General features: G+C 47.4%; 22 protein-coding genes and 1 pseudogene. 9 read left to right on the plus strand and 14 right to left on the minus strand.

What is annotated here, in order from left to right; all coding sequences use genetic code 11:
- Positions 1–130: 130 nt before the first annotated feature.
- The 8 genes and pseudogenes from H6G21_RS24685 to H6G21_RS24720 all read right to left on the minus strand — a co-directional run.
- Positions 131–442 (minus strand): annotated as a pseudogene (locus H6G21_RS24685) (FAD-binding protein); the annotation flags it as partial.
- Between the two features lie 46 nt (positions 443–488).
- Entirely contained in the window at positions 489–1,292 is an 804-nt protein-coding gene (locus H6G21_RS24690; RefSeq protein ID WP_190577178.1) for a sulfite exporter TauE/SafE family protein, read from the minus strand.
- Positions 1,293–1,326: 34 nt separating this feature from the next.
- Positions 1,327–1,722, minus strand: a complete 396-nt coding sequence (locus H6G21_RS24695) for a DOPA 4,5-dioxygenase family protein (protein ID WP_190577221.1) — start codon at positions 1,720–1,722, stop codon at positions 1,327–1,329.
- Positions 1,723–1,759: 37 nt separating this feature from the next.
- Positions 1,760–3,136 (minus strand): aryl-sulfate sulfotransferase, encoded by a 1,377-nt coding sequence (locus H6G21_RS24700; protein WP_190577180.1) that lies wholly within the window; start codon positions 3,134–3,136, stop codon positions 1,760–1,762.
- A 99-nt stretch (positions 3,137–3,235) separates the two neighbouring features.
- Complete coding sequence (locus H6G21_RS24705) at positions 3,236–4,597, minus strand: LLM class flavin-dependent oxidoreductase (protein ID WP_190577182.1); 1,362 nt, start codon at positions 4,595–4,597, stop codon at positions 3,236–3,238.
- Between the two features lie 45 nt (positions 4,598–4,642).
- Positions 4,643–5,392: an SDR family NAD(P)-dependent oxidoreductase gene (locus H6G21_RS24710; protein ID WP_190577184.1), complete on the minus strand. Its 750-nt coding sequence runs from the start codon at positions 5,390–5,392 to the stop codon at positions 4,643–4,645.
- 14 nt (positions 5,393–5,406) lie between these two features.
- Positions 5,407–6,795, minus strand: coding sequence for an LLM class flavin-dependent oxidoreductase (locus tag H6G21_RS24715; RefSeq protein WP_190577186.1), 1,389 nt, complete (start codon positions 6,793–6,795; stop codon positions 5,407–5,409).
- A 519-nt stretch (positions 6,796–7,314) separates the two neighbouring features.
- Positions 7,315–7,797 carry an Rrf2 family transcriptional regulator gene (locus tag H6G21_RS24720; protein WP_190577188.1) on the minus strand — a complete coding sequence of 161 codons (483 nt, stop codon included), beginning with the start codon at positions 7,795–7,797 and terminating at the stop codon, positions 7,315–7,317.
- A 160-nt stretch (positions 7,798–7,957) separates the two neighbouring features.
- Between H6G21_RS24720 and H6G21_RS24725 the strand changes: the two genes are divergently transcribed.
- Positions 7,958–8,875 (plus strand): LysR substrate-binding domain-containing protein, encoded by a 918-nt coding sequence (locus H6G21_RS24725; protein ID WP_190577190.1) that lies wholly within the window; start codon positions 7,958–7,960, stop codon positions 8,873–8,875.
- 216 nt (positions 8,876–9,091) lie between these two features.
- On the opposite strand, the gene H6G21_RS24730 is transcribed toward H6G21_RS24725, so the two are convergent.
- The gene (locus H6G21_RS24730) at positions 9,092–9,955 is read right to left on the minus strand and encodes a prohibitin family protein (RefSeq protein WP_190577192.1); all 864 of its coding nucleotides are present in this window, start codon (positions 9,953–9,955) and stop codon (positions 9,092–9,094) included.
- A gap of 370 nt (positions 9,956–10,325) precedes the next feature.
- Here H6G21_RS24730 and H6G21_RS24735 point away from each other — a divergent pair, with 370 nt between their 5' ends.
- From H6G21_RS24735 to H6G21_RS24765, 7 genes are all read left to right on the plus strand, one after another.
- Complete coding sequence (locus tag H6G21_RS24735; protein WP_190577195.1) at positions 10,326–11,780, plus strand: APC family permease; 1,455 nt, start codon at positions 10,326–10,328, stop codon at positions 11,778–11,780.
- 17 nt (positions 11,781–11,797) lie between these two features.
- Positions 11,798–12,523: a cadmium resistance transporter gene (locus H6G21_RS24740; RefSeq protein ID WP_190577197.1), complete on the plus strand. Its 726-nt coding sequence runs from the start codon at positions 11,798–11,800 to the stop codon at positions 12,521–12,523.
- Between the two features lie 6 nt (positions 12,524–12,529).
- The gene (locus H6G21_RS24745; protein WP_242042042.1) at positions 12,530–13,192 is read left to right on the plus strand and encodes a cadmium resistance transporter; all 663 of its coding nucleotides are present in this window, start codon (positions 12,530–12,532) and stop codon (positions 13,190–13,192) included.
- Between the two features lie 113 nt (positions 13,193–13,305).
- The gene (locus tag H6G21_RS24750; protein WP_190577199.1) at positions 13,306–14,001 is read left to right on the plus strand and encodes a hypothetical protein; all 696 of its coding nucleotides are present in this window, start codon (positions 13,306–13,308) and stop codon (positions 13,999–14,001) included.
- Between the two features lie 368 nt (positions 14,002–14,369).
- Positions 14,370–14,807 (plus strand): DUF202 domain-containing protein, encoded by a 438-nt coding sequence (locus H6G21_RS24755; RefSeq protein ID WP_190577201.1) that lies wholly within the window; start codon positions 14,370–14,372, stop codon positions 14,805–14,807.
- Positions 14,808–14,820: 13 nt separating this feature from the next.
- Positions 14,821–15,582 carry a DUF475 domain-containing protein gene (locus H6G21_RS24760; RefSeq protein ID WP_190577203.1) on the plus strand — a complete coding sequence of 254 codons (762 nt, stop codon included), beginning with the start codon at positions 14,821–14,823 and terminating at the stop codon, positions 15,580–15,582.
- Positions 15,583–15,771: 189 nt separating this feature from the next.
- Complete coding sequence (locus H6G21_RS24765; protein ID WP_190577211.1) at positions 15,772–16,992, plus strand: AbrB family transcriptional regulator; 1,221 nt, start codon at positions 15,772–15,774, stop codon at positions 16,990–16,992.
- Here H6G21_RS24765 and H6G21_RS24770 read toward each other — a convergent pair.
- The 4 genes from H6G21_RS24770 to H6G21_RS24785 all read right to left on the minus strand — a co-directional run bounded on the left by H6G21_RS24770 (position 16,917) and on the right by H6G21_RS24785 (position 20,817).
- Complete coding sequence (locus H6G21_RS24770) at positions 16,917–17,726, minus strand: phosphatase PAP2 family protein (RefSeq protein ID WP_190577213.1); 810 nt, start codon at positions 17,724–17,726, stop codon at positions 16,917–16,919. The two genes, H6G21_RS24765 and H6G21_RS24770, sit on opposite strands and share 76 nt — an antisense overlap.
- On the minus strand, positions 17,716–18,513 hold the full coding sequence (locus H6G21_RS24775; protein ID WP_190577215.1) for a sulfite exporter TauE/SafE family protein: 798 nt from the start codon (positions 18,511–18,513) through the stop codon (positions 17,716–17,718). Before H6G21_RS24775 ends, H6G21_RS24770 begins: the two co-directional genes overlap by 11 nt.
- A gap of 28 nt (positions 18,514–18,541) precedes the next feature.
- On the minus strand, positions 18,542–19,042 hold the full coding sequence (locus tag H6G21_RS24780; protein WP_199307429.1) for a hypothetical protein: 501 nt from the start codon (positions 19,040–19,042) through the stop codon (positions 18,542–18,544).
- A gap of 740 nt (positions 19,043–19,782) precedes the next feature.
- On the minus strand, positions 19,783–20,817 hold the full coding sequence (locus tag H6G21_RS24785) for a TOBE-like domain-containing protein (protein ID WP_190577217.1): 1,035 nt from the start codon (positions 20,815–20,817) through the stop codon (positions 19,783–19,785).
- A 159-nt stretch (positions 20,818–20,976) separates the two neighbouring features.
- Between H6G21_RS24785 and H6G21_RS24790 the strand changes: the two genes are divergently transcribed.
- Complete coding sequence (locus H6G21_RS24790; RefSeq protein ID WP_347278069.1) at positions 20,977–21,615, plus strand: Crp/Fnr family transcriptional regulator; 639 nt, start codon at positions 20,977–20,979, stop codon at positions 21,613–21,615.
- Between the two features lie 180 nt (positions 21,616–21,795).
- On the opposite strand, the gene H6G21_RS24795 is transcribed toward H6G21_RS24790, so the two are convergent.
- Complete coding sequence (locus tag H6G21_RS24795) at positions 21,796–22,101, minus strand: NIL domain-containing protein (RefSeq protein ID WP_190577219.1); 306 nt, start codon at positions 22,099–22,101, stop codon at positions 21,796–21,798.
- Between the last annotated feature and the right edge of the window lie 437 nt (positions 22,102–22,538).

A 22,538-nucleotide genomic window follows, 5' to 3' on the forward strand; every position in this document is an offset into this window, starting at 1 on the left:
CGCATGTTCTGTCGTATTCGGGGCTATTTATCCACCTTGCGCAAGCAGCATATCAATCTTTTAGAGGCTCTCGTTGCATTGTTCTCGGGACATCCTGTGTCGCTTGAACCTCAGCCTGAGTAGTTACCTCAAAAGTTTGATCGAGAACCCGTTGCATCCACTGTCGATTCGCCAGAAATCCCCCCAAGGCTTCCCGACTGGCCATGGCTTGTTCTCGCAACTCGGAATCCGGCTGAACATACCAAACGCCATTCCCCGCCGGTGCAGAAGATCCACTCGTCCCACAGTACCCTTTATCCACCAGGATTACCTTAGCCCCTTGAGAGGCTGCCCCCCAGGCCACCCAAGTTCCTGATAATCCACCACCAATCACAAGGACATCCGTTTTGAGAGTGAGTACATCATTGTTAGAACTGCTGGGATCGATGAGTTGAGTAGTCATAGGAATGTCTCCTTAACAACTAGTTTATTGAAGATCATGTTTGCTTTCACACCCACGGAGTGACCCAGTGAGGGGGATGCATTGACTGATTCCGTTGTTGGGCATTACGGAGTGTGATTACTGTCAAAATCGCAATTACTGTTAGGTAAATTCGCTGCAACCATAGGTTACTTAACTGAAGAGACAGTTGACCACCGATCACGCCCCCAACAAACATCGCAAAACTCAGAACCAGGCCCAAACCATAATCAATGATTCCTTGGTGGGCAAAAATCACGGTGGCGATCAACGAAGAAACAATGTTGATCAGTTTAGTCGTCGCGATCGCTTGAATAAATGTCATCCGAAAGAGCAGGACATAGGCTGCTGTCAGCAAAGTGACATAGCCACCGCTAAAAAAACCGCCATAAATCCCTAGGATAAAGGTAGCCACATAGCCTAAAAGCTCTGCCATTCTTGGCGGCTTTCCTTCCGCTGGAACAAGGCCAGCCTCTTTCTTAAGAGATGAAAATATTGCAACCGCAATCATCGCGATCGAAATAATCAGCGGCATCGATCGGGAGGGAACAATCAGGACAAGCAATGCCCCCAAGACTGAGCTGATTAAGGTTAATGTTATCAGCAATGGCAAACGTTGTGTATCAATAATTCCTTTACCGACAAAAGGTAATGTAGCACCAAAGCTCATGACCGTCAGTCCCAACATATTCGTAGCAATAGCAACATGGGGCTCAATCCCAAATGCCAGCATCACTGGGACAGTAATCAAAGAGGTGCTACCGGAAATGACACTAATAATACTAGCAGCCAGAAAAATCGCAGTTAGAATCAGGATCTGAAGAAAGGTCATCGCTGTACTGATTGGTTACAAGAATCGATCGCCATCATGGGAGACGCATTGATCGTAGGGGTTCCACATTGACTGCCAGCTTGTTTCCCAGCCACAGGGCATGGTCAGTATGATCGGCGACGGGATCACTCGTGTTGGGATGAATGAGAATATCTAAACCCTCTCGGTGCAGCATCAGCCAAGGCACAAGGGAACCAAATTGATCGGGCTGGAAAGCAACCTGATACATCCATTGCGTGTGAGGGCCAACCAATTGGTCATGCCAGCGTCCCAATTGCACTGCAAAGCGATCGCCCAACCCCTGTCGTACCCGTTCCGCTGCCCCACGAGTCGCTGTGTCATAGTAGACGTGGGCATGAAACCCTGTAATTTCGTCATTAAGCGCTTGGACTGCATTGCTGGCATCTTCATATCCGCTCCCATTACCCATGGCTAAATTTCTCAGGAGAAACGATGTCACGATCGTATCAAGTTCGTGGTGTCACACGAAATTCCGAATTTTTGGGCGGTCGAATAGCAACTTCAGCGTGGGGCGTGCCATCGGGTACCCAGTTGTAGGGAATTGGCTGTGCCCGATAAACCCAATTGGTAGAGACCGTGCGATCGAGCCCTAGCTGCTGGCGACTGTAGTAGGGATTGATATATTCCCAAACAATCTCACCGGAGGGTGTCACCTGAAATAAACGCCCATTCATGCCTTCGTCAATCAAAGTATTGCCATTGGGTAAGCGGCGGGCACTGGAAATAAACGAACTATAAAATCCCCAAATCGGCTGATCCGAATCAATGCCAGTATATTGCCAAACGATCGTATTCGTTGTGGGATTAATTTCCAAAACCCGCGATCCCAATTGGGCACTGAGTCGCGTGGGCGGAAATCCCGAGGGCCCTTCATTATCGAACACTAATAGATTACCCGCACCGGGCAAACCTTCCGGAATAATATGGGCATCGTGCTGGCCACTGGTTTGATCCACTGGGCGCGGAGTTTTGAGACTGAGGGTTGGTCGGAGCGCGTTATTGGTCACGGTTCCTAGCCCTGGGGCTTTGGGATTATCGATCGCATCGTCTAGCCCATAATCTGGCCCAAGCCGCCAAACAATTTTGCCCGTTTGCTTGTCGATGATGGCGATAAAACTGGCTTCACGCGAGTCAATCACAAGATTATCTGGCGCAAACCGAGAGTCGCCTGCATCAAACCAACGATTGGGGCCGATCGGTTCCATGTCATTAATGGTCAAAAAGCCAAATCCCTTGCCACCGTCATCGTAGATTTGGCGCAGGATTTCACGACCTGAGGTCGAAATGCCAAACTCATCAATGTGATCTCCAACTGTCCAACTCCAAACTACTTGCCCCTCTTTCGTCACTTCAATAATGCGTTGATCACCGATTGCTTGCTCACTCACCCCCGCCACTGGATGATCGATCGTGGTCAGCAGCAAGGTATTGCCATTCGGTAAGCGACTGATATCGTGATTTTGGCGGGCTTTGCCACCGGGAGCCTGGGTTCCCCAACGCCAAACAACATGACTGTCCCAATCCAGTTCACCAACTTCCTGATTGGCGAAGATGTTGCCAAAGGGGGAATTTCCGTTTTTGAGTTGCACCAAAATGTGCCCCTTCTCACCGTCCGTCTGGGCTGGATTGAGCATTTCCGGCGGGAAGCCAAATTTGTCCCAGCGGTGGACTTCGTTGCCGTCCATATCGATCAGATGGGTGTTACCGTCTGGGGCGCTGAATAGCACATAGCTGTTGTAGGCTTGGGTTGGGTCGTAGAGGGTTGTGCCTGTGGGGAAGACGTTGGGTAGCGCGATCGCGTTATCTGACACGATGCCGATCATTACCCATAATGCTAATGCCAATATTGGGAGAATCAGCCAACGCAATCTAATCAAGGTCAATTTGAATAGCATCAATGGAAACCTGGTATTAGCGAAACGTTAGGACACAGATGCATAATCGACAGCAGCCTTTGTCGTCCCGAAGAATTGGTTGCCGGGGCGAGCTAGTCCCAGATTTTCCCGCAGGGTTTTGCCTTCGTATTCCGTGCGAAAAATTCCCCGCCGCTGAAGTTCTGGCACCACTTGATCCACAAAGTCATTCAGTCCTTCCGGGATGAAGGGAAACATGATGTTAAAGCCATCAGAGCCTTCTTCGGTTAACCATTGTTCCATCTCATCGGCGATCGTTTGGGGCGTGCCCACAAAGGCTAATCCGCCGTAACTGCCGACTCGTTGCGCCAATTGGCGCATGGTGAGGTTTTCCCGTTGGGCAAGAGTTATAACTCGTTCACGGGAACTTTTCCCAGCGTTGGTTTCGGGGATTGTTGGCAGCGGCCCATCGGGGTCAAAGCCCGAAACGTCATAGCCCAAGGCACTATTCAAACTGGCAATCCCACTATCGTAATGAACCAAGCTATCCAAATGGGCCCGCTTGGCGATCGCGGCTTCCACCGTGTCACCTACAACGACCAAAGCACCGGGCAGAATTTTAATACTATCGGGATCCCGACCGATCGCCTGAGCGCGTCCCTTGATATCCGCAAATAAGGCTTTCCCAGCTTCCAGATTACTCGCAGGCGCAAACACGACCTCAGCGGTTTCGGCAGCAAGTTGTCGGCCTACATTCGAGGCCCCCGCCTGCACAATTACGGGATGGCCCTGGACAGGTCTAGCAATATTTAACGGGCCTCGCACAGATAGATATTTGCCTTGATGCCCAAGAACATGCAACCTCTCTGGATCAAAATAAATCCCTGCATCCACATCGCGGACAAAAGCATCATCGGCAAAGGAATCCCAAAGGCCCGTCACCACATCATAAAATTCCCGTGCCCGCGCATAACGTTCGTCATGATCGAGGTCTTCTTCCAAACCAAAGTTGAGGGCAGCATCAGGATTGGCAGTCGTGACAATGTTCCAGCCCGCTCGCCCACGACTAATGTGATCTAGGGATGCAAAGCGGCGAGCGATGTGGAACGGCTCGTCGTAGGTCGTAGAGGCCGTCGCAATCAGTCCAATGTGATGAGTCACGGTGGAAAGGGCTGAAAGCAGGGTAAAGGGTTCAAAGGAAGTCACTGTATGACTGCGTTTGAGGGCATCGATCGGCATATTTAGCAATGCCAAGTGATCGGCCATGAAAAATGCATCGAACTTGCCCTGCTCCAATTTTTGGATGAGTTGTTGAATCGCGGGAAAGTTAAAGTTCGCATCCGGCAAAGCCCCTGGATAGCGCCACGCACCAGTGTGAATGCTGATGGGACGCATGAATGCACCCAACTTTAACTGTTTTGTTTGAGTCATACAGGCTTCCTTATCGATCGCTCCAAGGGCATTCGCCGTGGAACATTACCAAGTTTGGGTTGTCGGACGAATCAGAATTTCGTTGACGTTAACGCGGGGGGGTTGGGTCACCGCGTAGACGATCGCGGAGGCAATATCCTCACTTTCTAGCGGCGTAATTGAATTGCGCAGCTCTTGACTCCGTTGTTTGGCATTAGCATCACTAATGTGTTGATCAATTTCTGTATTGACCATACCCGGCTCAATCACCGTCACACGAATATTGTGTTTCGAGACTTCTAGCCGCAGCGCTTCAGAAAATGCATTGACGCCCCATTTACTCACGTTGTAGCCACCAATCCCCACTCGAACGGTACGCCCTGCCACGGAGGAAACATTTACAATATGACCTGTGCCCTGAGCTTGGAAAATCGGTAACACCCCATGGGTCAGATTCATCAATGCCAGTAAATTCAGCTCAATCATGCGTCGCCAGTCCGCAGGGTCAGCATTGGCAATCTCACCGGTCAGGGCAATTCCCGCATTATTGACCAGAATATCAATCTGTCCCCAGGCGGTTCTCGTTTTCTCAACAATCGTTGGGATTGCTGTGTCGTCGGTGATATCCGCCACAATCACTAAGGCATCTCCCCCTGCTGCCGTAATCTGTTGGGCCAGCGTGTCTAACCGATCGCCCCGACGGGCAACGATCGCCACCTTGGCCCCTTCTCTGGAGAGGGCGATCGCCGTTGCTTTGCCAATCCCAGCGGAGGCTCCTGTGACGATCGCAACTTTACCTACTAATGTTCCAGTCATCTCGTTACTCCCTGTCAGTGGGCAGATGTCCCTGCCAATTCTGGTTCACGCTGGGCTGGCTGGGCTGGTATGAACTGGTTGGTCGGACGCTCTAGGCCCAGATTTTCCCGCAGGGTCTGACCTTCGTATTCCGTGCGGAATAGCCCCCGTTGTTGCAGGACAGGAATTACGTGATCAACAAATTCTTCCAATCCCCCCGGCAGGTAGGGCGGCATGATGTTAAATCCATCTGCTGCACCGTTACGGAACCATTCTTCTAACTTGTCAGCAATTTGTTCGGGGGTGCCCACCACTTGCCAATGGCCCCGTGCCCCTGCGATCGCTTCGTACAATTGCCGAATGGTTAAATTCTGCCGTTGCGCCAGTTCTATCAGTAACCGCTGACGACTTTGTTGAAGTTCCGTCGGGGGAATTTCTGGAAGAGGCCCATCCAACGGATATTGGGACAAGTCTACCTCCCCGAGCATTCCAGCCAACAAGCTTAAACCCACTTGGGGATGAATTAAGGCTTGAATCGCCGCAAATTTTTCCTGCGCTTCCTGCTCCGTTGCTCCAATGACCGGAAAAATTCCCGGCATAATTTTGAGTTGATCGGGATGGCGACCGTACTTCGCCAAGCGGCCTTTAACATCTGCGTAGAACGCTTGAGCATCCGCCAGGGTTTGCTGGGCTGTAAAAATGACCTCGGCGGTTGGAGCGGCTAAATTTTTGCCATCTTCTGAGGAGCCTGCTTGGATAATAACCGGATACCCTTGAATGGGCCGACCCACATTTAAGGGGCCTTTGACCGCAAAGTGTTCGCCTTTATGGTTGGGAACATGTAATTTCTCTGGGTCAAAATACCGACCGGTCTCTTTATCCCGAAGAAACGCATCATCTTCCCAGCTATCCCACAGCTTCGTCACCACTTCAACAAACTCACGGGCACGCTCATACCGGGGAGCATGATCCATATGTTTCTCTCGGCTGAAGTTGCGGGCTTCGGCGGTTGTGGCGGAAGTCACTAAGTTCCAGGCGGCTCGCCCACCACTGAGATAGTCTAAAGAGGCAAATTTACGGGCCAGGTGAAAGGGTTCGTTGTAGGTAGTTGATACAGTCGCCGCTAGACCAATGCGATCGGTCACGACAGCCAATGCCGATAGCAACGTTAAGGGCTCAAAATGGACAACATGACCACTGCGGCTTAAGACTTCGGGGCCGCGATCGCGATCGCGAACCGCAACGCCATCCGCAAAAAAGATCATGTCGAATTTACCCCGTTCCGCCGTCTGAGCAATTTGGCGAAAATGGTCAAAACTCAAGCCCCCATCGGCCCGTGCATCGGGGTACCGCCAAGCAGCTAAGTGATGTCCCGAACTCATGAGAAAAGCGCCGAGCTTGAGTTGTTTTGGTTGGTTACTCATAAAAGATCAAACCCCTAGTCCAACTATTCAACAAACAACGAACTATTAGATAGTCTAACTGATGAGTTGCATTATCTAGCATCAGGACTACGCCAGTCAATCTACGCCCTCACAAGCTGCTTAATTAACTTGTTAGATAGCCTATTTTGAGTAACATCTGCTGTCTCAGCAACAACAAGAAAAATGCAAAACAATATACAATTTATGAAAAAATAAATAGATGTCGGCTTGCTTCAACAACGACTTACATCAAAAACATAGATTTGCAAAGTTCAATAGATACAAAAATTTTTACTATGCTCTCAACCTTGACAACTGGAATAGCAGCAGCCATCACCTTGAATCAGCCAGCAGCTTCACAAAAAATGTAAAACCGCTGGCTGAAAGGGCTATTCTATCTGGTGTAGGGAAAAATTCTATTACTAATTGGAGTAAGATAAACCCGTATTTTCCAACCTGTTGATAACGGGTTCTCTGATCCTGGTAAGAATGATGACATCTCCCTAGAACGAAATATCACTAAATATAGTACATAGGAGAGTCTTGTCGATATTGATCACGACGTTGCCATAATTCTTGAAGTGTGACATTTCGCAGAATGTCCTCAGCAACGAGCTTCGCTTCTCTCCAAACTTCATAGATTAAATCTCGTTCGATCGTCGAGTCCTCTACCGAATCTCGCTGAAGACGCTCTCCTTCAACCAGTTCTACAACCTCTAGAACCGTAATTTGCCAAGGATCTCGAGCTAATAGGTATCCACCCTTAGCCCCTCGGAAACTCTGAATCAGTCCACCTCGGCGTAAAATCGTACAAATTTGTTCCAGATAACGCTCTGGAATCGGCTGCTTCTTGGCAATTTCATTCATCGTAATCGGCTCAGCCACCAAATATCGATCGGCCAGTTCAATCAGAGCCAGCAGAGAATATTCAGCCTTAGTTGATAGCACGAGTAGGGAAGACTCTTTTCGATTAACAAAAGCACTTTGCTTGCGCTCATCCACAGCATCGGTCTCCTACTAGTCAATTTTAGGGGCGTCAGTTTGACAAGCACCTTGCTCACCATGGTACTATCCAAAGCGACAAAAATCTACTATATCTTGATCGGGAAACCGGAGATTATATCCTACAGCAATGTAAAGCCGATATCGTGCTATTGGATCCATGACACTAGAGCAGTTACGAATTTTCTTGGCAGTGGCGGAGCATTTGCATTTCACACGAGCGGCAGAAGCGCTGTACATCACGCAGCCTGCTGTAAGTGCGGCCATTCAGTGTTTAGAAGGAGAGTATCGAGTTAAACTCTTCCATCGCTTGGGAAGACGCATTGAAATTACAGATGCAGGACGACTCCTACAAAGTGAAGCTAAAAACATCTTTGAACAGGTGAGATTACTAGAGCGCAATCTGCGGGAACTCAATAACCTCCAGCGGGGAGAGTTGTATCTCGGGGCTAGTTTGACGATCGGTAACTATTGGCTTCCGGATAAGATTTGTCTATTTAATCAGCGACATCCCGGTATTGCTGTGCACTGCGTTCTAGCGAATGCCGAAGAAATTTGCGAAGGAACGGCAGCAGGACGATTTGATTTAGGTTTGGTGACGGGAGATCTCAAACCATCACTACAAGAGAAATTACAGCAGGAAACCGTAGGGCTCGATCGCATGCAAATCGTTGTTGGTCAAAATCATCCTTGGTTTATGATCGGTCAAGTGACGGTTGATGACCTTTTGCAAACCCATTGGATCATGCGAGAGCCGGGTTCCGGCGGACAGCAACTATTTGAACAAGCTTTGGTTCGTTGGAACATAGCCATCGATCGATTGAATGTCGCGTTAGTTCTAAACAGCAGTGAAATGGTCAAATCTGTTGTGGAGAGTGGAATTTTAGCTTCAGCAATGCCAGAACTCATGATTCGTAAGGAACTCAAACTTGGCACACTAAGAGCAATTAAAGTTGTCTCAGATCAAAGTACGCTCTCTCAACCACTTTCTATCATTCAAAAAATCATTAAAATCAAACATCGTCAACGCTACCAAACTAAAATTTTGACAGCATTTGAGAAAATATTAATTCAGTAATTGGTGCAGTAATATATTTATTTTGAATGATTAAATGCGTCACGATACTGGTAGTTTTAATCATTCAATTTAGAATAAAAAATCAACAAAATCTACGACTATAACGATTAACAGTTATAGTATGTTTTTATTTTGTATTATGAAATCTATGCATTATCAATTAACAACGTATCTAGTAACTGGTTTAGAAATACATTAATCAACTCATCACAAAAATCAAGGAGACTTTGACGAGTTTTTGCGGATTGCCAGTAATTGTTTAATATCTAACACCTTGGTTCCATCGCCACCCACAATAAAGGGGAGTTCGCCATTCCATTTTTCGATCGCTTGACGTTCCAGTAATTCCGGCGTCAGATTTTCGCGGAGTAACCGTTGGGCTTCTGCGTCACCCCGAGCTAAATTCACCTTTGCTTCCGCTTCCTTCGACGCTTTCAAAGCTACAAATTCCGCCCGCTTAGCCTCTTGTTCAGCCACCTGCTTGGCCTCCACTGCATCACTGAACCGTTGTGAGAAGTGGACATGCACCAAGGAAATATCATCGACAGACACATAGTACGGAGAAAGCCGTTCCGTTAAACTACGATCGACATTCTGTTTGACCTCGCCCCGTTTGGTAATTATTTCCTCAGCGGTATACATTGCCATCACCGCTTTTAACACTTCTTCCACCGCAGGATTGATGATGTTATTAATCACCGATTGTTCATCCCCAATCTGCTGAAATAGTAAATTAGTTTTTTCTGGAATAATATGCCAGTTTAGTGCCACATCGGTATAAACATCCTGCAAATCTTTGGAAGAGGCTTCCGCTGAAATTTCTTGACTTTGGATACGAACTGTAATTTTTCTAACAGAATAGATGAGAGGAACAATAAAATGAATTCCTTCATCAAAAATTTCTGGCTGTACCGCACCAAATCTCATCACCACCCCTCGTTCACCCGCGTTAATAATGACACAGAAGCAAGCAAACAAGGCCAGCAGAAAAAGCAGGAAAAAAACCTTGCTTGCCACCAGCCAATCCTGAGGACTGCGACGAATCAAAGTTTTCTGGGGATCCTCAAGTTGCTTGCCCATTGCGCGATTCAACCGATTGGAGAGTGCTAGCTATACATTAACTATTTTACAAAAGTTAGTAATAAAGTCAGTAAAACTCTATATTTCTTGATAACAGAGCCCCTCAATCCAGGAAAAAGTCCCCGTAGAATCACCCAAGAAACCCTGGCTAATCCAAGCTTTTAGCTACTTTCATAAATTCAACTTATTGTTATGACAAATAAGAATATTTGCTTCTATGAGTAGCCTAGCAATACAGTTTTCAGTAGGAAGCCATTGCCATGGATTTCCCTAGCAGACTCACCCCAATTCTCGCGATCGTGATTAATTTTTGAAATCCTTCGGTGTTCTGTTCTCAGTTCTTTCTATACGAGGTCGTTGAAACGTCACTATGACCAGTGAAATCAGGCTCTCTCAAGGGGGACACAGCACCCACGGTTTGAAGCCAAATTGTCTTTCCTTTAGCGAAGTACTAGCGCAATCCTTTGCGGTCATTGCACCCACCACCATCCCAGCATCTAACTTAGGGTTAATTGTTGCCTTAGCTGGGAACGGCACCTGGCTTAGCTTTTTACTGGGCTTAATTGGCTTGATGTTGGTCAGCTTCAATATTAATCAGTTCGCCAGTCGATCGGCCTCTCCAGGGTCTTTATACACCTACATTGTCAAAGGTTTAGGGCCAACGGCTGGGGTGATTTGTGGGTGGAGCCTTGTCCTAGCGTACCTATTTACGGGCATGTCCGTTTTATGTGGATTTGCCAACTTCAGTAGCGCTATCTTTGCCCATCTAGGTCTGTATCCTTCCAGCATCACCTTACTTGCGATCGGGGCTGCCATTGCCTGGTATGCAGCTTATCGCGATATTCAACTTTCTGCGATGGCAATGCTGTGGCTTGAAGGATTATCGATACTCCTGATCTTGATTCTGGGGATCATTATCTGGGCAAACAACGGCTTTGCAGTGGATCTCCGTCAATTAACCCTACAGGGCGTCACTCCCGGCAGTATTGCCATGGGGCTTGTGCTAGTCATGTTTGGCTTTTCAGGCTTTGAGAGTGCAACATCCCTGGGAGATGAAGCCAAAAACCCGCTGCGTACCATTCCGAAAGCTGTACTGGGTAGTGCCCTTATGGCAGGACTCTTCTTCATCTTTACCAGCTACATCGAGATCCTCGGATTTCATAGTGCTGGCATTGATATTACCAAAGCAGAAGAACCTTTGACGCTTTTATCTCAACAAGCAGGCGTGGGCTTCCTGGGAGATCTGGTAGCACTAGGCGCTTTATGTAGTTTCTTCGCCTGTGTTTTAGGCAGCATTAACCCCGCTGCCCGCATCTTTTTCACGATGGCACGTCATGGATTATTTCACGCATCGATCGGACGAGCCCATAGTGCTAACCGGACTCCCCATGTCGCTGTTAGTATTTGCTCGTTCTTGATGTTCCTAGTGCCTGCCATCATGATGTTATTTAACATCAAGCTCTTTGAGAGTATGGGTTACCTCGGTGCCATCTGTAGCTACGGATTTCTCACCGTTTACATTCTTATTTCCATTGCCGCACCCGTCTATTTGAAAAAAATTAAGCAATTGCAGCCCCACCACTTAGTCGTTTCACTATTCGCGATCGGCTTCATGATGATTCCTGTCATTGGTAGCGTCGGTATTCCGGGAAGTACCTGGTTCCCCGTGCCAGAAGCGCCCTACAGCATCTTTCCCTACCTATTTTTACTGTACCTCAGTGCAACCTGCGGCTGGTTTGTTTGGCAACGGATGCGCTCGCCTCACATTCTGAGAACCATGGAACGAGGCATGGCCATTATCCAAGAGACCCATCATCTTCGTTAAATTTTAGGAGGAGTGAAATGAATGGATTGATCACGGCAATTCCCACAGGGCTGATGGCATTCATCGCCACCAATTTAGATGACATCATTATCCTGCTCTTGTTTTTTTCCCAGATTAACCAATTTTTCCGCCGACAACACATTGTGACCGGGCAATACCTAGGGTTTGCAGTATTAGTGCTGGCCAGCTTACCCGGATTCTTTGGGAGTGTGCTGTTACCGCGCGATTGGATTGGACTGTTGGGCCTGGTACCCATCGCGATCGGGATCAGTCGGTTACTCAATGCAGATACCAACGACAGCGAAGAAGTCCCCCTAGATTTCAGCGAGAATCCCCCTTGGTTCGCTGGACTCCTATCGCCTCAAACCTACAGTGTAGCAGCCGTCACATTTGCCAATGGAGGGGATAACATTGGTATTTACATTCCTTTGTTTGCCCACAGCAGTGCAGAAGAACTCATTGGAATTTTAGGAGTCTTCTTTTCGTTGGTCGGCGTTTGGTGCTACACCGCTTGGCGATTGACCTGTATTCCAATGATTGCAGAGGTCTTAACCCGCTATGGCAATCAGTTAGTGCCCTTTGTTCTCATGGGATTAGGAGGGCTGATCCTAGTGGATAGCCATACCCTCGAAAATCGAGGATTAGCAACTTTAGCGTTAACACTGGGTGGATTAATCATGCTGATGCTACTCCACAACAGTGGTAAGCTTGCGAGCATTCTCCCCGACAGCCAAGAAGGGTAAAGGTCTATGTCCTCAACAATGTCCTCGATCTGGATTACTCAAGCAATTACCACTGGAATCACCGCATTTGTTGCAACTAACTTCGATGACTTGGTAATTTTGACCATTTTCTTTTCCCAGGTCGATGGCAAGTTTCGGATCCGGCACATTGTTCTAGGACAGTTTTTAGGATTTTTGGTTCTCATTTTGGCGAGTTTACCCGGCTTTTTTGGCGGTGTGTTCCTCCCGCGTCCTTGGCTCGGCTTACTCGGCCTCCTGCCGATCGCCATTGGGATCAACCATCTCCTCCAGAGCAACGGCTCGGAACCCACCGTACAACAGGTGAATCTTTCCCCCGCCCGCCCTGCCAACAATCGCAACTATTTCACCGCATTCCTCAGTCCCTATACGTATCAAGTGGCCGCTATCACGATCGCAAATGGTGGAGACAACATTGGAATTTACGTTCCCCTATTTGCCAATAGCAATTTGCCCAGCTTAAGCATTATTCTCATCAGCTTTTTTGTCCTCATTGGAGTTTGGTGTGCCCTATCCTACTACCTGACCCAGCATCGGCTGATTGTGAATACCCTCACTCGTTACGGCCATCGCATTGTTCCCTTTGTCCTGATCAGCCTCGGCTTATTCATCCTCGTGGAAAGCAAGACCTACACGCTCTTAGTGAAATAAATCATGAAAGAAATCGTGAAATACAGATTTGGGTATAACCAAACATCGCTTTTCACTCGAGGTTCGTTGGAAGCCACCCACCTGAATCCATCATTTGCAATAGGAGTTACCCCATGAAATTGTGGAAAATGGCATTGAACCAAATCACGCTCAACTCGATTTTCCTAAACCCGATCGCCCTGAAAAAGATGGTAACGAGAGTGATGGTTGGGATCGCCCATGTCTTGATGCTGAGTTGGGTGTTTACCCAACCCGCCTTTGCAGACCTAGGCAAGTTCACTCGGACTCCGGAATATCAAGACATCACCCAGACCCTAGAAACACTCCTGCAAACTCCCGATCAATCGGGATTAGACGCTGTTCAACTGCAACAGAAGATCACGAATCTCCGCTGGCAGAAGTACCTGTTAGAAACGGCTGATAACCGTGCCCAATGCCGCAACCAAACGGGCAAAACGCTAGCGATTTATGCAAAATCCAAGAAAGCACCCGCGATCGCCCCTAGCACGCTGTATTTTCTGGCCGATGGTCAGGCGCTAGATGACGATTGGGCTTGTACCAGTGTCCTCTTACCCGGTGGAACCAAACTCTCACTCGCGCCCAACGAGATCCAAGATTTAACGGAAGCGATCGTCTTGAAAGTCTTACCAGGGACTCAGTTAATTGCCAGCGTCAACCCCACAACCACTGCGATCGAACTCAATGTGCCGACCCTGTCCGTCACGAATGCAAGCGAGGCAGGCGTTGAGGGATCTAATCTCTCTCAAGCGGAGATTGATGCCCAAATTCCTAATGCCCCTGTTGACTAGTAACCATCCATTGGCGCATGAATTGGCACATGAATTGGCGCATGAATTGGCCCATCTATTGCCCCATCTATTGCCCCATACATGACCATCCATCCCCCTTTGGTCTACCGTTAGCCGGAATATCGCACAGGAGCCAAGGGGGATCGGATTAGGGCACAGATCAACTGAATTCCCCTTTAATAAGGGGGAATTAGGGGGATCGTTATGTAGTGCAATCACAAGTTGATTGAGTCATTGATTGAGTCGTTGATTGAGTCGTTGATTGAGTCTAAGTTAACTTGTTTAGTCGATCGTATTTTTTCCGATCGTCCGTGTTTCTAGGTTACAGACCGGCTTTAATTGAATCAGCATTGCGAAGGAATGTTCCCATGGTCTCTCTGTTCAAATCTAAAGTAGCGCAGTCAATGAGTGGAGATGCAGAAATTGCCAAGAAGCGGAATCTCAACCGGATTCGAGATCATCTGGCGAATGAAAGAACCTATCTATCTTGGATGCGCAGCGCGATCGCGCTGATGGGATTTGGGGTTCTGATTGTGAGAATGCGCATGTTACGCCCACCCATGGCTCCCCAAGCGCCCGGTGGGGGATGGAAGTTGGGTCTTGCGTTCGCCATTGTGGGACTATTAACCGTTCTGCTCTCCACACAGCACTATTTTGCAGTCCGTGATGACATTGAAGAAGATACCTATGAACCCCCCGATCGCTGGGTCATTCTATCCAGCATCGCGATTCTTTTGTTAGGAACGGGGGTAATCTACTACGTCTTTACCGTTCCCACAACGTTTAGTGCCCTTGTTATTGAATAGAAGAGACATCACCATGGGACTAGAGCAGGGACTGCCAGTATTCAGTCACCAAAGCCTACTCAACCACGACACCCTCAACCAAGGCATACTCCCCGCCATCGGTCTGATCCTCGTACTGACCCTTTTAGAAACCATCCTATCGGCAGACAACGCCGTAGCCCTTGCAGCCCTGGTTCAACACATGGAGGATGAAGACCATCAAAGACAGGCCCTCAATTGGGGATTAGCGGGAGCCTTTGGCCTCCGGATAGGGTTAATTATTGCAGCCACTTGGGTCATTCGGTTTTGGCAAATTGAGTTAATCGGCGCATTGTATCTGTTGTGGTTGGCTGGGAAATACTTCTGGGAACGATGGGAAATCGATGCATTCCCCCCATCAGAGGCCAATTCCCACCGTCCGCCCAATACCCTATGGCAAATCATTCCCCTCATTGCCTTGACCGACTTAGCCTTTAGTCTAGACAGTGTAACCACAGCTGTGGCGATCGCCGATCAAACTTGGATTATTCTCGCGGGAGGCGCGATCGGGATCATTACGCTCCGTTTTTTGGCTGGATTATTTGTGCGATGGCTATCCGAATTTACCTATCTACAGGATGCAGCCTATTTAACGATCGTCGGTGTGGGTATCAAGCTGCTGTGTAAGGCCATCCTGCCAGCCTATGTGCCGCCGGAGTGGGTTGTTGTACCTGTGATCGCAATTTTATTCAGTTGGGGCTTTTCCAAGCGCGTTCCTGTGGAATGCTCCATTGGGGATGAGGATTTGTTGCCTTAGCTCTGGAATACTCAATCGATGGATTATCGCAAGACAAGTCCCTTTAATCAGAAGGACTTTGCAAAAATTGGCTGGATAGATTGCTTTCCATGAATCAGAAAAGACGGTTGGATCTGTAGCATTAAGCAATCAGTATTGGTATAACTTAACTATCCAAGCGAGCTGCTCTACTAAACGAGGAAGGCACTGATGATGGAGAGCACCGACTGTAAGTCTCAGCCCGTTTTGGTCGGATTGACTCGTTGGGGCGTTGTTGCCGCAGAATTATTGATTGCAGCACTGGGTGGTGTTGGTTTATTAGCAATCGGATTAGGCAGTGGAGCGTGGATTTTAGGGGGGATTGCCGCCGGAGCCATGGTCTATGGGATCTGGCTGAACACTGGAGCAACGGATCTCAAGCCCAATCGCAATGCACGTAAGTTTGGCCAAATCTTGATTGGACTGTCGATCGGGCTATCTCTCCAAAACACGTACCTTGCCAATTTAGCGCCGCAACTGGTGTTATTTCTCGGTTTGGCTTTATGTTTACTCCTGTGTAGTGGATTGGTGGGTGCACTCTATGCCTCCCTTGAGAAAACCGATCTACTAACGGGTGTCCTCTCTACCACCCCTGGCAATATTGGAGTCATGGCTAGCATCGCAGGCGACTATAGTCAGCATGCAGCACTGGTCTCACTAGTACAATTGCTACGCTTTACCGCGATTATTACCATCGTTCCTGCGATCGCGAATAGTTACCTCCATACCGATTCCAATAGCTTGTCCATTCTTCAAACAACGCTAACCGATTTGTTCCATGGACACCTTCAGGACTGGGGCTTTTCTGCGATCGTCATCATTCTGGCCGTCATCACCGTACAGTTGTGTACCCAAATCCAGCTACCCGTCGCAGCCTTTCTGGCCTCAATAGGCGTCGGAATTGCCTGGTCTCTGTTGGCCCAGGCATTACCTATTCATTTCCAAATGCCTGGAATGGTGAATATCCTTGGACAGATTCTCTTAGGCATGACCATGGGTGAGTATTGGGGGCTGAGTCCAAAATTTGAGCGCAGTCGTTTGATGCGATCGTTCATTCCCGTCGGGTTAATTTTCATCGCGGGATTGCTCACCGCCCTCCTCGCAAAACTCCTCACCCCATGGGACTGGTTGACCTGCTTACTAGTCGCTGCGCCGGGAGGATCCCCCGAAATGATTTGGATCGCCTTATCCATGCACCATGATGTTGAAGTAGTCACCGCTAGTCATTTAGTGCGTTTACTCACAATTAATCTTTCGTTGCCTTGGATCGTCGCCATGGCAACCCATTGGGGTCAACAGCCCTTCGCGTTATGGGATCAATCAGAACAGGTCAAGTTAGACTCTATTGAATCAGAACCGGTTGACTCGGAACCCGTTACAGTTCCAAAGTAATCCCCCAAGAGTTTATGGGGTAGTACCAGCAAACTGGTTCCGATCGCCCATGCAGTCGATAACATCCAACCTGCAAAGATATCACTCGGATAATGCACACCTAAATAAATCCGTGTCCATGCAATCATCAGGACAAAGGCTGCACCGGATAGCATCACCCAGACAGCCCAGCGACTTCCTAACAACAGAATAATTAACGCTAGAATAAACGTCATACTGGACATGGCATGGCCGCTAGGAAATGAGAAATCGTAGTGAAAATGGGCGTTTGGCCATAGCTGGGGGCGCTCGCGATGAAACAGAAACTTGGCTGTACGATTAATTGCAATATTGCCAACCAGGGTTAAACCCCAATAGCCCAGCGATCGCCAGTGCCGTCGAGCTAACAGCCACCCACCCACCAACAAAGAAGCCGGAACTACGCCGGTATAGACACCCAAATCCGTCAAAAATTGCACCCAGGCATCTAACCTAGGATTCGCCATACGATGAACTTGCCAAAGGAACTCTTTTTCCCAGGCAAATTTATCTGGATAGAACTGAGTCCCGATGGCCAGTAGGATGAAACATTGCAGCGGCACATACACCCCATACCTGAGCCACAGCATCAACTTCCGAGGCAATGGCAGACCCGAGAAAGAAACTCGCTTTAAAGAAACTCGCGTTTGGGCAAAGAGAACGATATGCAACCAGCAATTCTGTAATTGCTGTATCATCCACGCTTTAAGCAGCATAGGCAAGTTTCCAACTGACTGCAACTAGGAGCAAGTAAACTGCAAATCGGAGCGGTTTTTGAGGCGCTAATTGACAGAGTTTTGCCCCCAGTAAAGCCCCAGGCACCGACCCAATCCAAATGGGAATCACAATCCCCCACTGAACCGTTCCTAAGCTCAAGTGACCTAGGGACGTAAACGTCAGCAGAATGGCAGCTTGGGCCAGATCCGTTCCGACTAACTTTCGGGCATCTAATCGGAAAAACATCACTAGAACCAAGGCAAACATTGCTCCGGATGAAACGCTAGTGAGTCCAACAATACAACCTAATAATGCACCTATTAGAACGCTAAATGCTTTGCCATATTCTGTTGATAAGTCAATTTTAGGCAGATCCGGAAGTTGAAATTCTGGCGCAAAGGTTAGCAACATCAGCTGAATTAGGGACACGATCGTCACCATCAAAATCGCCATGCCAATGAACCGCAGCAGTACCGCCTCGGTATCAAGCCCTTCAATCCCCCTGAACTGGTGCAGCAGCGCCACTCCCCCGAGGGAACCCGGCACACTTCCCAAGGCCAGCCATTTGACCACCTGCAAATCCAAGGTTTGCTGTCGCCAATGCTTTATCCCTCCAACAATTTTCATTAAAGTAGCAGCTACCACATCAGAACTGACTGCAACCGAGGGAGGAACTTGAAATAGAAAAATCAACATTGGAGTAATCAGGGAAGCCCCCCCAATTCCTGTTAAGCCCACAATGATACCAATACAAAAACTGATTGGAACGAGTAATACAGGATCCATTATCTTGCAACAATTGATTTAAGGTGTACTAGGAACCGATCGGGAAAAATGAGTTCAAGTTTTTCATGACTTGACCACTTAGTTCAGCCAATGTCTCACTCGACAGTGGAGAGTCTAGAATTCCCAATTGTAGAAACACCAAGATTGCTGCTGTATAAAGGGTTGATGTCAATAACCCGCTGAGTAAATCCTTTTTAAAGTTGCGTTCCTGAGTGCCGTTATGGGCAATTTCAAATACGCCTGCCTGCATCAGCAAAATGCCTACTACGTTGGAGAGCCAGTAGCCCACGATCGCCCCTGGAAGCAGCCAATCCTGAGAGACCAGACTACATAGATAGCCAATTCCATAGGCAACCGGCAAATTAAAAATTAAATCATTCCACCAGCATAGGGGAGAAAGCAAGTAGCCAATCACAACTAGACCGCCACCCAAAAGTCGCTTCCAGATTGTTCCACCACGGGCAGCAGAGATTCCTGAATCTTCAGGCAACGATCGAAATAGATTCAGCGATCGCAAACGGTTCACCATAGGACGTGATTGAGGAGATTGAGAAGAGGCTGACGTATCCGGCAATTGAGACGGGGAAGATTGGGTTAGGTTATCCGATTCAAGCATAATTTCTTGTTAAGGAAAAGAAACTTAAGTACGGTATCTCGATAGATTTACCGTACTTTAACATAATTCTCTTGAACACACACAATCCCGACCGATTTACTGGGGAATAGAAAAATAAAATTGAAAATGTCCTTTATCCTGGTAGAGGTACCAGAAAATGATCTGCCAAAAACAAAGACCTCTTCCAAAAAACAGCTTCCATGACAAATACTGAAAAGCCCCTAAACGACTTGCTTAGGGGCTTTTCGCAGTAATTTCTACCAAAGAAAAATTTACTAGATCATCTAGATCCTGGTGAAACGGGGTTCAGGGAAACTCAATCATGATTCATGGCAGGACTTGAGGGAACATTTAGATTACAACGCATTAATCCAAGAAAAATTCATCAATCCAAGTTATTCACATCACAACTACTGATTAAGAATAACAATGAAGATGCACGGGAAAGATGCACAGGGAAGCTACTGGGGCCTGAAATGCACAGAATTTAACTGGATTAACATTCTGGAAATTATCATAACCAATCAAGCTCAGTCAGTCCCGCTGAGTCATGCTTAAAATGGCTAGTGGTCTGCTCGATCGTTGATGCTAGCCAGAAATCAGCCTATTGGAATGCAGGAATTGCTCTACCTTCACCAATCAGCCCATGGAATTTAGGTGCTGGCTCCCACTAAATCATATTCACTAAAGACCTTCACCTGTTTGGGTTGAATGTAAACCCGCTGTTGTGGGATGAGATTTAGGCGATCGAAATCCTGTCGGCTCAAATAAACATCCATCGGCTCACCGGACACAAGGGACAATTCCACCTGAATTTCTCGACCGAGATGAATAATACGATGAATGTTAGCTGGGACAGCATGATCAATTGGCTCATGGTAGATTGCCACATCATGGGGACGTAGGAAGACGCGATCGCTAGATTGGATACGACTACGATTACCACTAGCAACCACACCCGAACTTCCCGGCAAGATGTTGACTGGCCCAATAAAGCTCATAACAAAGGGCGTTGCTGGTTTATCATAAATTTCACTCGGGGTTCCAACTTGCTCCACTCGACCCCGGTTCATGACCACGATCTCGTCAGCAACTTCCATCGCCTCTTCCTGATCATGGGTCACAAAAACCGTCGTTACATTCACATCGTGGTGTAGTTTACGCAACCAAGCGCGCAAATCCTTCCGCACCTTAGCATCCAACGCACCAAACGGTTCATCCAAGAGCAACACCTGGGGTTCCACCGCAAGGGCACGGGCCAAAGCAACCCGCTGGCGTTGGCCTCCTGAGAGTTGGGAGGGATAGCGATCGCCCATGCCTTGAAGTTGAACCAGATCAATCAGTTCATCTACTCGATTAGCAATCCGCTGTTTAGTGACCTTGCGCAGTTCTAAGGCAAACGCAATGTTTTGTCGAACCGTACGGTGTTTAAACAACGCGTAGTGCTGAAACACAAAACCAATTTGGCGTTCTTGCACAGGACGGTAGGTGGCATCTCGCCCAATCAGATAGACGCTGCCCTCATCTGGCTGCTCCAATCCAGCAATAATCCGCAAAAGCGTAGATTTCCCAGAGCCCGAAGGCCCCAGGAGAGCCACTAATTTCCCCGTTTGGCATTCTAGGGACACCTGATCGATCGCATGAAAAGACCCAAAGGACTTCGAAACATTATGAATTGAGATACCCATGTGTTTTTTTGAAGACAGTTACGATATAGTGAAGTATACTACGGCAAGCCAATCGGGAAACCGTGGTTTAATAAATCCTTAGCACTTCATTCGGTAATTTTCAATCCTGCTTTGTTCAGCCTACAGTCTTCAACACCATCGGCTTTGCCGCAACCTGCCGTGAATCAGTTCAACAATGAGCAGCCCTCTTCGCTGCAACCCAGCACAAATCCCGCGATTATTTCCAATCCCTATAAGCAGTTCCAGCCATTGCGCGAATTTCCAGCCCGTGCATTACTACCTTTAGGATCGGGGTATTTGTGGCAGATCCAATCGGGAGCAGCTAGAACCATGACGTGGTTAGAAGATGGTACCGTCGTCACTTTGGGCATTTGGGGGCCGGGGGATATTGTGGGACAAGCCCTGTCGCGGATTACACCGTATCAAATCGAGTGCCTCACACGATTAGAAGCGACAATGTACCCATTAGATGTTGATCCCCAACAATTAATTAATCTTTTATTTCTCTATACACAACAGTCCGAAGAGATGGCTGTGGTACGGGGACATCGCCGAGTTGATGCGATGCTGTATCACTTTTTTGAATTGCTATCTAAAAAGTTTGGTCGCCATGTTGAAACTGGCCAATTAATTGATCTTCGCCTAACCCACCAAGATATTGCAGATAGCTTGGGAACAACACGAGTCACGATTACCCGGTTGATGAAACAGTTTCAAGAACAGGGGATCATTGAGCGTCGATCGATTAGTCAATTTATCTTCCGAGAAGAAGAAAGATTCTGGCATTACGAAATTTAGAGTACTTTTACACTTAGAGTACTTTTACACTTAGAGTACTTTTACACTTAGAGCTAGATGCCAGCAAAATCATGGCAATCTAGAAAATCATGGCAATCTAGACCCTGTAAAACACTGATACCTAAATATATGTCTCCTCAATTTTGATCGATTCAATCCCCGTCAATACCAGGGGATTTTTTAGTAATCCCAGCCGTCACCATCTAGGTTAGGCTTACTAATCACTTTGAGTTTTAGCGAATCTAAGTAGGCTAGCCCCTGAGAAAGCTGCTGGAGAGTTCCCTGGATTTCAAGATCAAAGAAACCCATATAATTTGTGTTGTGAGGCAAAAAAGCACGGCTAATATTCACCGTTAGGCCATAACAAGAAATTAAGTTAGAAAGAATTGGCTCATCAATATATCGTCTAGGAATTTGCAATTGTAGACGAATACGGGTCAAACTTTGTTCTGTTTGATAATTTCTATAACCCAATCTTGATCCCATTGTAATCCTCTTTTTAAATTCGTCTGAAATTCAAAACTTTAGGAGTTATCAGGGCTCTAACTCAATCACAATCACCTAGCTATTTCCTAGAAATTTCCCCTATTCAGAAATAGCAGCTAGGTTAAGTCACGGTAGGGGGGCATTAGCAAAGTTTTGTTCTCAGGATCATGTAATCAGAATCGCATAGCTCTTCACAAAACTCAAGCAAGTAGACTACAAAGTCTGAATCAAAATTAAGTGCTGAATCAAAATCAAAGGCTCCTGGTTGCAGAATAACGAGGAACCTTGAATCAATACATCATTCCATTTTGTAACTACTCAGGCTTAAAAAAATAGAGAGTTTTTACAAGAATCCAGAAAAAGCAGTTAATTTAGCATTCTATTAGGGACTAGAGATTGAATCTGTGAGTAAACCTGCGCTTCAACCCATCCAGCTC

It is taken from the genome of Alkalinema sp. FACHB-956 (genome assembly GCF_014697025.1).
Taxonomy (GTDB): Bacteria; Cyanobacteriota; Cyanobacteriia; order Leptolyngbyales; family Leptolyngbyaceae; genus Alkalinema.